The organism is Photorhabdus sp. RM71S, assembly GCF_042879355.1.
Taxonomy (GTDB): Bacteria; Pseudomonadota; Gammaproteobacteria; order Enterobacterales; family Enterobacteriaceae; genus Photorhabdus; species Photorhabdus kayaii.
In genome coordinates this window covers 106,476-119,521 of sequence record NZ_JBHFKV010000002.1, presented here as the reverse complement: position 1 = coordinate 119,521, position 13,046 = coordinate 106,476, and the positions used below count along the sequence as shown (strand labels likewise).

The 13,046-nt window shown below is 44.6% G+C and carries 11 protein-coding genes; 2 read left to right on the top strand and 9 right to left on the bottom strand.

Translation table 11 applies throughout. The features are described 5' to 3' along the window. Nucleotides 1–28 precede the first annotated feature (28 nt). Nucleotides 29–643, bottom strand: a complete 615-nt coding sequence (locus ACGF5R_RS01600) for a LysE family translocator (protein WP_387689402.1) — start codon at nt 641–643, stop codon at nt 29–31. A gap of 179 nt (nt 644–822) precedes the next feature. Here ACGF5R_RS01600 and folA point away from each other — a divergent pair, with 179 nt between their 5' ends. Further along, entirely contained in the window at nt 823–1,308 is a 486-nt protein-coding gene (folA, locus tag ACGF5R_RS01595) for a type 3 dihydrofolate reductase (protein ID WP_112876454.1), read from the top strand. Nucleotides 1,309–1,351: 43 nt separating this feature from the next. Here the strand turns inward: folA and apaH are convergent, their stop codons facing one another. The 6 genes from apaH to lptD form a co-directional block, all read right to left on the bottom strand. Further along, on the bottom strand, nt 1,352–2,179 hold the full coding sequence (apaH, locus tag ACGF5R_RS01590; protein ID WP_262980984.1) for a bis(5'-nucleosyl)-tetraphosphatase (symmetrical) ApaH: 828 nt from the start codon (nt 2,177–2,179) through the stop codon (nt 1,352–1,354). Between the two features lie 2 nt (nt 2,180–2,181). Further along, complete coding sequence (apaG, locus tag ACGF5R_RS01585) at nt 2,182–2,559, bottom strand: Co2+/Mg2+ efflux protein ApaG (protein WP_112876456.1); 378 nt, start codon at nt 2,557–2,559, stop codon at nt 2,182–2,184. A gap of 12 nt (nt 2,560–2,571) precedes the next feature. Next, nucleotides 2,572–3,390 (bottom strand): 16S rRNA (adenine(1518)-N(6)/adenine(1519)-N(6))-dimethyltransferase RsmA, encoded by an 819-nt coding sequence (rsmA, locus tag ACGF5R_RS01580; RefSeq protein ID WP_387689398.1) that lies wholly within the window; start codon nt 3,388–3,390, stop codon nt 2,572–2,574. Then, nucleotides 3,383–4,402 (bottom strand): 4-hydroxythreonine-4-phosphate dehydrogenase PdxA, encoded by a 1,020-nt coding sequence (gene pdxA, locus ACGF5R_RS01575; RefSeq protein WP_112876458.1) that lies wholly within the window; start codon nt 4,400–4,402, stop codon nt 3,383–3,385. The genes rsmA and pdxA overlap by 8 nt, the downstream gene beginning before the upstream one ends. Further along, nucleotides 4,380–5,681 carry a peptidylprolyl isomerase SurA gene (gene surA, locus ACGF5R_RS01570; protein ID WP_112876517.1) on the bottom strand — a complete coding sequence of 434 codons (1,302 nt, stop codon included), beginning with the start codon at nt 5,679–5,681 and terminating at the stop codon, nt 4,380–4,382. Before surA ends, pdxA begins: the two co-directional genes overlap by 23 nt. Before the next feature lie 79 nt (nt 5,682–5,760). Further along, the gene (gene lptD / locus ACGF5R_RS01565) at nt 5,761–8,085 is read right to left on the bottom strand and encodes an LPS assembly protein LptD (RefSeq protein WP_112876459.1); all 2,325 of its coding nucleotides are present in this window, start codon (nt 8,083–8,085) and stop codon (nt 5,761–5,763) included. 184 nt (nt 8,086–8,269) lie between these two features. On the opposite strand from lptD, the gene djlA reads away from it, so the two are divergent. Next, nucleotides 8,270–9,091 carry a co-chaperone DjlA gene (djlA, locus tag ACGF5R_RS01560; RefSeq protein WP_112876460.1) on the top strand — a complete coding sequence of 274 codons (822 nt, stop codon included), beginning with the start codon at nt 8,270–8,272 and terminating at the stop codon, nt 9,089–9,091. A 236-nt stretch (nt 9,092–9,327) separates the two neighbouring features. On the opposite strand, the gene rluA is transcribed toward djlA, so the two are convergent. Both rluA and rapA read right to left on the bottom strand, forming a co-directional pair. Then, nucleotides 9,328–9,978: a bifunctional tRNA pseudouridine(32) synthase/23S rRNA pseudouridine(746) synthase RluA gene (rluA, locus tag ACGF5R_RS01555; RefSeq protein WP_112876462.1), complete on the bottom strand. Its 651-nt coding sequence runs from the start codon at nt 9,976–9,978 to the stop codon at nt 9,328–9,330. 94 nt (nt 9,979–10,072) lie between these two features. Further along, nucleotides 10,073–12,985: an RNA polymerase-associated protein RapA gene (gene rapA / locus ACGF5R_RS01550; protein WP_262980986.1), complete on the bottom strand. Its 2,913-nt coding sequence runs from the start codon at nt 12,983–12,985 to the stop codon at nt 10,073–10,075. Nucleotides 12,986–13,046 lie beyond the last annotated feature (61 nt).

The window sequence follows — 13,046 nt, the reverse complement described above, 5'->3', positions numbered from 1 at the left end:
AAATTTAAAAGAAAAGAATCACTGTCTGTTATCCCAGTGCTACTTTGACACCTAAGCCAATTAAAACGATGCCTAGTAGTTTATCGATAATCTTCTGAGCCTTAGCTAATCTGCGGCGTACTGGGGCACTTTGGATCAATATGACTAACAGTGGCCAATAGATGACTGACAATCCCCAGATAATAGAGGCATACCATAATTTCTCGCCAACACCAGAATTGACATTTAGCAACTGAGTAAATATTGCCAGAAAAAACAACGTTGCTTTTGGATTCAGTAAGTTACATAAGAACCCCTGCATAAACGCTTTTTTGAAAGTAACAATCTGCTGTGGTTGATCATCGAAAGTTAGAGTATTCCCACCGCGTGAAAGCATGCTATTGATCCCAATCCAAATAAGATAAGCTGCTCCGGCATATTTCATCAGGTTAAATAGCCACGGCGTTGTGGTGATAACAATAGCCAACCCGGCGACGCAATAAACCATATGGCAAGTTATAGCAGCGATTAAGCCCACTACTGTCATCATAGCGGCGGAACGTTGGTAACGTATAGCATTTTTGACTACCAAAAAGAAATCGGGGCCGGGAGAGAGCATACCCAACGTTGAGATAGTGATGACGACCAGTGATGTTTCCAGCATAATGTACCCTATGGTTAATATTAGCTTTGTTATTATTTTGATTAATAAATGTCTTAAGTAATAAACCAAGTATAAATTAATCTTTTGTACTTAAGAAAGCGTTGAGCCTATCGACTGGGTACATCCCTTTCCGTATAGTGTCATCAATTTTTATACTATTTGCCTATTAAGGTGGCTTAATGAATATCAGCTTGATCGCTGCTTTAGCTATGGATCGGGTTATCGGCATGGAGAGTAAAATGCCGTGGAATCTGCCGGGAGATCTGGCCTGGTTTAAACGTAATACATTGAATAAACCCGTTATTATGGGGCGAGTAACTTATGAATCTATAGGTCGTCCGTTACCGGGAAGACTCAATATTGTATTGAGTAGTCAGCCGGGTAATGATGAATGTGTAACCTGGGTAAGTTCAGTTGATGAAGCACTGGCTGTGGCGGGTGATGTAGAAGAAGTTATGGTCATGGGTGGTGGTAAAGTTTATGACCAATTTATTTCACGAGCGAGTCGTATGTACCTGACTCACATCGATGCAGAAGTGATAGGTGATACACATTTTCCTGACTATGAACCGGATGAATGGGATTCTGAATTTACTGAGTACCATGATGCCGATGAATTAAATTCTCACAGCTACTGTTTTGAGATTTTACAACGTCGTCTGTGATTGATAGAACACGCCGGTGAGCTTTTTTCACGGCGTGTCTGGCTTAATGCTGTTTTACTGCCGGTAACGATGATTGTGTAAAATATTGCTTATCTTCCCAACGCAACATCGTCAGTTGTCCTCCCCAACAGCAGCCTGTATCTAATGCATAAAACCTTTCGGGTGTTCCCTGGCCTTCCAATGATGCCCAGTGACCAAAAACGATGGCATACTCTGATGGGATCTGCCGTTCCAGTTCAAACCAAGGTCTTAGCGGCGCAGGCGCGTTTTCGGGCTTATCTTTGCACAACATGTCTAACTGACCATTTGGAAAACAGTAACGCATACGTGTCAATGCATTAGTACTGAAACGTAAACGTGCCAGCCCAGAGAGTTCTGGTGACCAGTTGTTTGGCATATCCCCATACATGGAATTGAGAAACAGAGGGTAACAGCTACTGTTGAGCATGGTTTCAACTTCGCTGGCACACATTTTGGCTGTTTCCAAATCCCATTGAGGCGTAATACCGGCATGTGTCATGAGCAGTTTTAGATCATCATCGAACTGTAGTAACGGTTGTTTGCGTAGCCAATTAATTAATTCATCGGCATCTGGCGCGGACAGTAACGTATCAATTTTATCTTTAGGTTTATTACGGCTGATCCCGGCATAAACGCCCAATAAATGGAGATCGTGATTGCCTAATACCATCCTTGAGGCTGAACCTAACTGTTTAACATATCGGAGAACGTTAAGAGAGTCCGGGCCTCGGGCAACTAAATCTCCTGTTAACCACAATGTGTCCTTTTTAGGATCAAAATTAGCCTTGGTTAATAAAGCACGTAATTCACGGTAGCAGCCATGAATATCACCAATGAGATAGGTAGACATAATCAATTAATCAGCGTTGGGATAGCCAGACGGAAAACCGGAATGGCAACGCGAAATGGTTCGCCATTGTGGTCAACCATTTCATAATGGCCTTCCATAGTACCCAAGGGCGTTTCCAATATCGCGCCGCTGGTGTAACGGTATTCGGTACCTGGCTGGATTATGGGTTGCTCACCAACAACACCTTCCCCCTGAACTTCCGTTTGATGGCTATCGCTGTTGGTAATCAGCCAGTAACGATTCATTAACTGAACCAGTTCGCGCCCAAGATTTCGAATAGTAACTGTATAGGCAAAAACGAAACGCCGTTGATCGGGACACGATTGGCTTTCTACATAAACACTTTGTACCTGAATAGAAACCCTGGGCGTATTAATCATAATTGACTCCTGTTATGACTGCATTTCAGGTTGTTCTGATAGCCAGTTTGCCATTTTACAGTACTGCTCAACAGAAATATTCTCTGCACGAGTACTTGGATCGATACCAAGTTCTGTTAGCTGTTCTACAGTAAAAAGATCACCGAGGCTGTTACGGATAGTTTTACGCCGTTGGTTGAAAGCTTGAGTCGTGATCCGGCTCAGCATACGAATATTTTTGACGGGGTGCGGTATGCTTTTGTGCGGTACCAGACGTACAACGGCTGAATCGATTTTAGGTGCGGGAGTAAACGCGGTTGGCGGTACTTCCAGCACAGGGATAACCTGACAATAATATTGGGCCATGACACTCAAACGCCCGAAAGCTTTACTTCCGGGGCCAGCTGCCAGACGGTTTACCACCTCTTTTTGTAACATAAAATGCATATCAGCAATAGCATCAGTATAGCTGAAAAGGTGGAACATTAACGGCGTGGAAATATTATAAGGTAAATTACCAAAGACGCGTAGCGGCTTCCCTCTTTGCTGAGACAATTCGCCAAAATTAACCGTCATGGCGTCTTGCTGGATGATGGTAAGTTTATCTTTTAATTGTGGATGAACTTGTAGACGTGCGGCTAAATCGCGGTCGAGTTCAACCACGGTCATTTTATCCATACGTTCGCCGACCGGTTCTGTCAATGCACCAAGACCGGGGCCAATTTCTAACACTGCTTGGCCGGGTTGTGGATTGATAGCGGCAACAATACTATCAATGACAAATTGATCGGTTAAGAAGTTCTGCCCGAAACGTTTACGGGCAAAGTGCCCTTGGTGGACTCTGTTATTCATTACTGTTTTGTATCATTTTAATTGCTAAATTTAATGCGGTGATAAAGCTTCCCACATCAGCTTGACCTGTCCCGGCCAGTTCCAGTGCTGTGCCATGATCGACCGAAGTACGGATGAACGGCAGGCCCAATGTAATATTCACTGCTCTGCCAAAACCTTGGTATTTTAACACGGGTAATCCCTGGTCGTGATACATTGAGAGTACGGCGTCTGCATGTTGAAGATATTTAGGTTGAAACAAAGTATCTGCCGGTAAAGGGCCTTCCAGCACGATGCCTTCTGCTCTCAGACTGGCTAATGCAGGAATAATAACATCAATCTCTTCCCGTCCCATATGGCCGCCTTCTCCCGCATGAGGATTCAGACCGCAAACATAAATACAGGGTTTTGCCAGGCCAAACTTTGTTTTTAAGTCATGGTTAAGAATAGTAATCACTTCTCGCAGGCTATCGAAAGTGATGGACTTTGGTACATCAATAATGGGTAGATGCGTCGTTGCCAGGGCAACCCGAAGTTCTTCTGTCGCAAGCATCATGACGACTCGTTGGCATCCGCTGCGATCGGCAAAGAATTCGGTATGGCCGATAAAAGGCACGCCAGCATCATTGATATTCCCTTTATGAACTGGCCCTGTGACTAATGCTGAAAATTCCCCGTTTAAACAGCCGTCACAAGCTTGTGCCAGTGTTTCGGTGACATATCTACCGTTTTCTTGATTCAATTCGCCAGCGATTGCGGGTACATGAAGAGGAACTGGCAGTATTGTCAACGTCCCGGCAGCCTGTGGTTCGTGGGGCTTGTCAGCAGAATATTCTTGTAGTTGCAAAGGTAAATTAAGTTGTCTGGCTCTGTCGAGAAGCAGGTTGGGGTCTGCGCAAGCGACCAATTGCCTTGGCCAACTTTGTTGAGCAAGAGCCACTGTTAAATCAGGCCCAACCCCGGCAGGCTCGCCGGGGGTAATAACGATCGGTTTATTAATAACAATTGGTTTATTGTTGTGCATCGCTGCCATCTAAAATTTTCACATAAGCTGAGGCGCGTTGTTCCTGCATCCAACTTTGTGCTTCTTCGGTGAATTTACGGTTGAATAACATACGGTAAGCACGATCTTTCTGAGCGACATCTGTTTTATCAACTTTGTGAGTGTCCAGCAGTTGGATCAGATGCCAACCAAAAGATGAGTGAACTGGCTGGCTGATTTCACCTTTGTTCAGTCGCATTAATGCGTCACGGAAAGCAGGATCGTAGATATCAGGGGTAGTCCAGCCGAGATCACCACCACGCAGGGCGGAGCCTGGATCGTCTGAAAACTCTTTGGCGGCATCGGCAAAATCAGTTTTTCCACTGCGAATATCACTGGCGATTTGCTGCAACTTGGTACGCGCTTGATCATCGGTCATGACAGGAGAAGTTCTTAATAGAATATGGCGGGCATGAACTTCAGTGATGGCGATGGTTGGATTACCGCCACGGATGTCATTAACTTTGAGAATATGGAAACCAACACCGGAACGAATTGGGCCAACAACGGCACCTTTCTGAGCTAATTGCAGTTGTTCAGCAAACAGAGTTGGTAACTCCTGAAGCCTACTCCAACCCATATTACCGCCTTTCAGCGCTTGTGGATCGGCAGAATAGGCGATAGCCAATTTACCGAAATCAACACCATGTTTAAGTTCAGACATAATTTTCTGCACTACCGTCATGGCTTTTTCCATTTGTGCCTGATCAGGATTTTCTGGCAATGGGATCAGAATGTGGCTGATATTCAATTCAGTATCGTTAGTATTCTGGTTGCTAATTTGTTTAACTAAGGCATCGATCTCTTGAGGCAAAATGGTGACACGACGGCGGACTTCATTATTGCGCACTTCTGCTATCAGCATCTCTTTACGGATCTGATCACGGTAAGTATCGAAACTCATTCCGTCAGCAGCAATGCGATGTTTCATTTGATCCACTGTGATGTGGTTCTGGGCTGCAATATTGGCAATTGTAGAATCCAATGCTTGATCAGGAATGGTGATCCCCATCTGTTTTGCCATTTGTAGCAGGATATTATCTATAATCAGACGCTCAAGGATCTGATGACGTAGCGTTTGTTCATCCGGTATTTGCTGGCCGGCATGTTGCGCATCCAGTTTGACAGATTGTAAGCGGTTGTTGATGTCGCTCTCCAGTACCACCCCGTTATTAACGACCGCAGCAATTTTATCCATTTGCTGAGGCGCAGCGAAGGCAGTACTCACTGAAAACATCAATCCGAAAATGAGAGTTCTCCAGTTCTTCATACTTTTCCCATCATATGTAGGTTCCGCAATAGCGGATTTATCATGTTTAATATCAAAATGAAATCCATAGGGTATAGCATCAGAATGCACGTTGGTATGGCATGATGCCAGACTGCAACATTTTTTTGCTACCCAAACTATGATTGTTACTTAAGCCACGAAGTTCAAAGTTAAATGACCATTTGTTGTCATATTCGCTATTGTTGTTTTTCCAACCAACGATCTTACGTTCATAGCCAACGTTAATTGCCCAGCAACAAGTGTTGTACTGCAAACCCACTAACTGACTTGCTGGTTGCTGTTCTTTAGTATCGTAATAGTAAGCACCTACTAAGCCCCAGCGATCACTTAACGGCCAACTTGCAACCAGACCAACTTGAGAAATCCCTTGCTGGAAAGCCGGAGCACTCTTAGCTGTAGCTTGGATATAATCTCTGTCAACAAAACGATAGTTCAACTGTACAAGTCGGTCTTCATCACGGCGATATTCTAGTACTGCATTCCCCATCGTTACGCTGCTCAGGCGAGTATCGTACTGCATACCACCTTTCAAGCCCCAGGAATCATTAATTTTCCAGTAAGTATCACCTGCCCAGGTCATCATGCCGGTACTATCTTTACTGTTGATGATGGTTTCTTTACCGGTGCGTGGACGTTCAAAGTAATAGATTTGACCTAATGACAGGTTAAAACGTTCAACCAAACCTTCATCATAAATACGGGTAGTGAGACCGGTAGTCACTTGATTGGCCGATGAAATACGGTCCAGGCCACCATAAAAGCGGTCACGGAACAGGCCGTTGTAGTCAGTTTGCAGTAAAGATGAGTCGAAGTTATTGATATTATCTTGGTCTTTGTATGGCACATACAGATACTGAACCTGCGGTTCTAGCGTTTGGGTGTAATTGTTGTTCAGGTACGTTGAACGCTCAAATACCATTTTGGCTTCGCTTTTGAACTGTGGCAGAACCCGGTTAACGGATTCTTTATATTCAGCATTCTCGGTAGCTTTGGGAATATCCTGCTGATAGTGAGTCGCCATCAGCTTAACTTCATTATTCATACTGGCCCAGCCATTGGAGAGTGGCAGGTTAATGGAGGGTTCCAGATGCCAGCGGGTCGCTTCCGGGTTATTTTTACCTACACTGGTAAATTTCGCCGCTTGACCATAAACTTTAAGGTCAAATGGCCCCAGATCATTTTTGTAATAATTCAAATCTAACTGAGGTTCTGCTCTGTAAGCTTTTCTACTGGTATCTTTAGAAAAAATTTGGAATTGTTTAGTTGATAGCGTGGCATTCCAGTTTTGTTGAGCATAGCCCAGACTGAATTTTTGTGTGGCATAGCCATCGGTGGTGGAACCATATTGAGAGCTGAAATCAGAAAAATATTCGGGATCACTGACTTTGGTATAGTCGATATTAAAACGCCATACCCTATCCATCACACCACTGTGTCTCCAATAAAATAACCAGCGATTATCACTTTCTCTGGCGGTACGTGTGTTTGTCTTTTTGTCTTTGACATACTGTTCGTCGTTATTCAGCCAGTCGAGAGCAAGGGTTCCTGTGCCTGCTTTGGTTAAATAACGGAATTCATTATCCAGTTTTAAACCACGTTTACTGATATAGTGCGGTGTAATCGTGGCATCATAATTTGGTGCGATATTCCAATAATAAGGCAGCAGAAATTCAAAGCCGTCATTTTTGGAATAGCTGGCGTTAGGAATAAGAAAACCGGAACGGCGTTTATTACCGATCGGTAATTGAAGATACGGACTGTAAAATACGGGAACGTTAGCCACTCTGAAACGAGCATTCCATATTTCTGCCACTTCTTCTTCGCGATCGAGAATGACTTCGGAGCCGACAACGCTCCAGCTATCATTACCCGGCAGGCAGGAAGTAAAAGTACCGTTATCCAGAATGGCATAACGGTTTTCACCACGCAGTTTCATTTTGTCTGCGGTGCCGCGTCCTTGACGCCCGACCATCTGATAATCACCTTGATACATATCGGTATCTTTATTATTTAAATTAGACCAAGCGTGTGGACCTTTCAGAATAATCAGGGGATCATCATAATGGACATTGCCCGTTGCAGTTACGGTTCTTAATGGAACTTTATCTTCTGTTTGATCAAGTTGTACCTGATCGGCGGTCAGGGTTTTATTACCCTGTTTAATATTAACATTACCGATAAATTTAGCAGAACGCGGATAATCTGCGCGTGAATCATCTGCCAGAATATTGATAGGAAGTTGATTTAAATCGCCATTAATGATTGGCTGATCATAAACAGGTATCCCCAGCATACACTGCGCTGCGAGATCAGCATGTGCATGCTGACCATAAAGTGCGGCCCATACCGTTGTGGCCAGCAAAGTTGGATAACATTTCTTCATAGATATTTATGCGGTTCCGTCATCAGTGGCATTATGCCGGGCAAACCTCAAGAGACTAGCGTACTCGATGAATATACGCCAGTGTAAAGTCATACCTTTACTTATCTTGCCGTTAGGCACAGAGCTGAATGAATAGTATGATAATGCAAAACTACACTCAGAGCATTGGTGAATTGAGGAGTATATGCATTATTGGGGAAAATTGCTTGGGCTGATCTTTGGTGTTGTGTCTGGAACAGGCTTCTGGGGTATTGTCATTGGTCTATTTATTGGCCATATGCTTGATAGGGCCAGTGTACGGAGAAACCAAGGTTTTTTTGCAAATAATCAGTCTCGCCAACTGCTATTTTTCAGCAGTACTTTTCAGGTGATGGGCCATATTACTAAATCAAAAGGGCGGGTGACTGAAACAGATATCCGGCTTGCGAGCCAGTTAATGGAACGAATGCAACTTCACGGACAAGCCAGGATTGCAGCACAGCAGGCTTTTCGTGAAGGTAAAGAGCCTAATTTTCCTTTGCGTGAGACACTAAGACAATTGCGTCGTGCCTGTTTTGGCCGGTCTGACTTAATTCGCATGTTTTTGGAGATCCAGTTACAGGCGGCATTTTCTGATGGTCAATTGCATCCGAACGAGAGGATGGTACTGTTTATTATTGCTGATGAACTTGGGATCTCTCGTAACCAATTCGAACAATTCCTTGCCATGATGGAAGGTGGTCGCAATTTCGGTGAAGGAGGAGAGTGGCAGCAACGGCAGTATGGCGGTTATCAGAGGGCTGCGCAGGGGCCAACATTCGCGGACGCCTGTAAGGTGTTGGGGGTGCGTGAAAAGGATGATGCGACGACAATTAAACGAGCCTATCGTAGATTGATGAGCGAACACCATCCGGATAAGCTGGTAGCAAAAGGTTTACCACCGGAAATGATGGAGATTGCTAAACAAAAGGCCCAGTCAATTCAGGCAGCTTATGATCTCATTAAAAAAGAGAAGGGTTTTAAATAGCTCATTTTTTATTTTTAAAAACATGTTACTAAATGTATAGGGGAATAACATCCCCTATGGCTGTTGAGTTTATTTTTTATTCCTCTAAAATATTAGAATATTTTATATTTTTGTTTGTTTTAATTGAGGAGGAATGCAAAAAAATGGCAAATATCCGTGTTCTTTTGGCTTGTTGTGGCTTGGCCTTATGTCTGATATTGGCTTCATTAGATTCGGTTACCGTATTTGTCTATTAATCAAAAATCGGCTTTACACTGAAAATGCATTGGCGTTCCATAGACCGGATGTGTGATATATAACTCTTGTGCATGTAATTGCAGGCGAGGTGCCATTGCTCTTGCCTGCTGATGAGCGTAAAACCGGTCTCCCAAAATTGGGTGTTCAAGTGCTAGCATATGCACCCTGAGCTGATGTGAACGACCAGTTATCGGTGAGAGTTTTATTCGAGTTGCCTCATCTTCGTAAGCGAGTACTTCGTATTCAGTCTGGGCTGATTTTCCGGTTTCAAAACACACTTTCTGCTTTGGCCGGTTCGGCCAGTCACAAATCAGCGGTAAATCGACAAGACCCGTTTCTGGTTCCAGACGTCCCCAAACCCGCGCAATATAGGTTTTTTCCGGTTCTCGTTCACGGAACTGACGTTTCAGTTCACGCTCTGCATCTTTGGTCAGTGCAACTACCATTACGCCGCTGGTTGCCATATCCAGCCGGTGAACAGATTCTGCCGCTGGAAACTGCTGTTGTATCCGCGTCATAATGCTGTCTTTATGTTCTTCTGCCCGACCGGGAACAGAAAGTAGCCCACTGGGTTTATTGACCACAATGATATATTGATCCTGATAGAGCACATGTAACCAGGGATCGGTAGGAGGATTATAAGCTTCCATTGAGGCTCCGGTAGCTGAATATCAGGAGGCGCGGGAATAGGGTCCTTAGTGAAGGTTACCCTATCCCGGACCAGCCTCCAGGTATTGCTAATATTTACTGGTGTGTAACGACGACAAGGCGAATAGCATCCAGACGCCAACTTGCCTGATTTAAGTTAAGCAGTGACTGTTGGCGATTGGTTTCAATAGCTTCCAATTCATCATCACGAATATTTGGATTGACTGCCTTCAATGCTTCCAAACGGGAAAGTTCAGCAGCAAGATTTTCATCTGCTTCCTGTTTTGCTTGTTCAATCAATGATTTTGCCTGAGTTTCTACTAAACCTTCGGCCTGTTGCAAAATAGCGTGAACTTCTTTTTGTACCGCATTGACCAGTTTACTTGCAGTATGACGATTCACTGCATTAAGCTGGCGGTTAAAGCTTTCAAACTCCACTTGACCCGCCAGATTATTGCCTTTTAGGTCCATTAGTATCCGCAATGGAGTTGGTGGAAGGAAGCGGGTCAATTGCAGGCGTTTAGGGGCTTGTGCTTCAACTACATAGATCAGTTCTACCAGCAGAGTTCCAACAGGTAATGCTTTATTTTTCAAAAGGGATACCGCACAGCTACCTGTATCACCGGAAAGGATCAGATCCAACCCATTACGGATAATTGGGTGCTCCCAACTGATAAACTGGGCATCTTCACGGGACAATGACTGTTCACGATCAAAAGTGATAGTACAACCATCTTTTGGTAATCCAGGAAAATCTGGGACCAGCATATGATCGGATGGTGTCAGCACTATCATATTGTCATTGCGATCTTCCTGATTGATACCAACGATATCAAATAGATTGAGAGAGAAGTTCACTAAATCAGTATCATTGTCATACTCTGAAATTTTCTCTGCCAGCCGCAAACCATGCTCGCCGCCATTGGAGTTCATTTCCAGCAGCCGGTCACGGCCTTGCTCCAGTTGCTGTTTGAGTTGCTCATGTTGCTGACGGCACTGATCAATAAATTCACCAAATTTTTCCTGCTCCTGGTTATTGGGTTTGGCAAGATAGTTCAGCAGAGTTTCATAATAGTGATCGTAAATAGTACGACCCGTTGGGCAGGTATGCTCGAATGCATCCAAACCTTCGTGATACCAGCGAATCAGGACTGCTTGGGCGGTATTTTCCAGATAAGGCACACTAATTTGGATATCACGGCTTTGGCCGATACGATCCAGACGTCCGATACGCTGTTCCAGTAAATCCGGGTTGAATGGTAAATCGAACATCACTAATTGGTTGGCGAACTGGAAGTTGCGGCCTTCTGAGCCAATTTCGGAGCATAGTAATACCTGAGCTCCTTCTTCTTCGGAAGCAAAATAGGCTGCGGCGCGATCACGTTCAATCAGTGATAAACCTTCATGGAAAACAGCACCACGAATCCCTTCTCGCTCACGTAGTACCTGTTCCAATTGCAGAGCGGTGGTTGCTTTCGCACAAATTACCAGCACTTTTTCATGGCGATTTGCCATCAAAAAACCGAGTAGCCATTCTACGCGGGGATCAAAGTTCCACCAGGTAGCGTTTTCGCCTTCAAACTCTTGATAAATTTGTTCTGGGTAGAGCATATCCCATGCGCGTGCTTCCAGCGATTTTTTAGCGCCCATAATATCGGAGACTTTAATGGCGGTCTGATATTGGGATGGCAGAGGCAACTTTATCTGGTGCAATTCCCGGTGGGGGAAGCCTTTCACACCATTACGGGTATTACGGAACAGAATACGACTGGTGCCGTGGCGATCCATCAGCATGGAAATCAGTTCACGTCGTGCAGTTTCACTTTCATCGCTATTACTATTGGCGGCTTTCAACAGAGGCTCAATATCCTGCTCACTAATCAACTCACCCATTAGGTTTAATTGATTATTATTAAGTTGTTCACCTGATAACAGCAGTGTGACAGCATCGGCAACTGGACGATATTTTTGTTGTTCGTCGATAAAAGTCTGATAATCGTGGAAACGGTTTGGATCAAGTAGGCGTAGACGGGCAAAATGACTTTCCTGTCCTAGCTGCTCTGGTGTTGCAGTCAATAGCAGTACACTTGGGATCTGTTCAGCTAATTGTTCGACAACCTGATATTCACGGCTAGGTGTATCCTCGCTCCAGGCCAGATGGTGAGCTTCGTCCACCACCATCAAATCCCAGCTGGCTTCAAGCATATGCTCAAAACGCTGTTTATTACGGCGGGCAAAATCCAGTGAACAGAGTACCAATTGTTCTGTTTCAAATGGATTGTCACTGTCGTGCCGTGCTTCGATATAGCGGCTATCGTCAAACAGGGCAAAGCGCAGATTGAAACGGCGCAGCATTTCTACCAGCCATTGATGTTGAAGGCTATCCGGCACAATCACCAGAACACGTTCAGCACGACCGGCCAGCAATTGCTGGTGGATGATCATCCCGGCTTCGATGGTTTTACCCAAACCGACTTCATCGGCCAATAGAACTCTTGGTGCGTAGCGCTTGCCGACTTCATTTGCGATGTGAAGTTGATGAGGGATCAAGCTTGCGCGGATACCCCGCAAACCACTTTCAGCCAGTTTAAATTGTTCGCTTTGGTATTTACGGGCGCGAAAACGTAAGGCAAAGCGGTCCATACGGTCAATCTGACCAGCAAACAGGCGATCCTGTGGTTTGTTGAAGGTAAGTTTACTGTCAAGTAACACTTCGCGCAGACTGATATTTTCTTCCAGAGTATCAAGTCGTGTGCCTGTATAAATCAGCAGGCCATTTTCTTGTTGGATTTCATCTACTTTGAGTTGCCAGCCTTCATGGCTGGTGACAACATCCCCCGAGTTAAACATAACACGGGTAATAGGAGAATCATTGCGTGCATAGAGGCGGTTTTCACCGCTGGCAGGAAAGAGCAAAGTGACCATTCGTGCGTCCAGTGCAACAACGGTTCCTAATCCAAGTTCGCTTTCTGTATCGCTGATCCAGCGTTGACCGAGGGTAAATGGCATAAATTTTAACTCAGTTTCTGTTAGATAATGTTATTCATAGGTGGAGGACGACAGCTTTTTA

Bases quoted from the DNA above. Each gene is read 5' to 3' on its own strand.
- ACGF5R_RS01600 (WP_387689402.1), bottom strand. From the start codon at position 643: ATGCTGGAAACATCACTGGTCGTCATCACTATCTCAACGTTGGGTATG.
- folA (WP_112876454.1), top strand. From the start codon at position 823: ATGAATATCAGCTTGATCGCTGCTTTAGCTATGGATCGGGTTATCGGC.
- apaH (WP_262980984.1), bottom strand. From the start codon at position 2,179: ATGTCTACCTATCTCATTGGTGATATTCATGGCTGCTACCGTGAATTA.
- apaG (WP_112876456.1), bottom strand. From the start codon at position 2,559: ATGATTAATACGCCCAGGGTTTCTATTCAGGTACAAAGTGTTTATGTA.
- rsmA (WP_387689398.1), bottom strand. From the start codon at position 3,390: ATGAATAACAGAGTCCACCAAGGGCACTTTGCCCGTAAACGTTTCGGG.
- pdxA (WP_112876458.1), bottom strand. From the start codon at position 4,402: ATGGCAGCGATGCACAACAATAAACCAATTGTTATTAATAAACCGATC.
- surA (WP_112876517.1), bottom strand. From the start codon at position 5,681: ATGAAGAACTGGAGAACTCTCATTTTCGGATTGATGTTTTCAGTGAGT.
- lptD (WP_112876459.1), bottom strand. From the start codon at position 8,085: ATGAAGAAATGTTATCCAACTTTGCTGGCCACAACGGTATGGGCCGCA.
- djlA (WP_112876460.1), top strand. From the start codon at position 8,270: ATGCATTATTGGGGAAAATTGCTTGGGCTGATCTTTGGTGTTGTGTCT.
- rluA (WP_112876462.1), bottom strand. From the start codon at position 9,978: ATGGAAGCTTATAATCCTCCTACCGATCCCTGGTTACATGTGCTCTAT.
- rapA (WP_262980986.1), bottom strand. From the start codon at position 12,985: ATGCCATTTACCCTCGGTCAACGCTGGATCAGCGATACAGAAAGCGAA.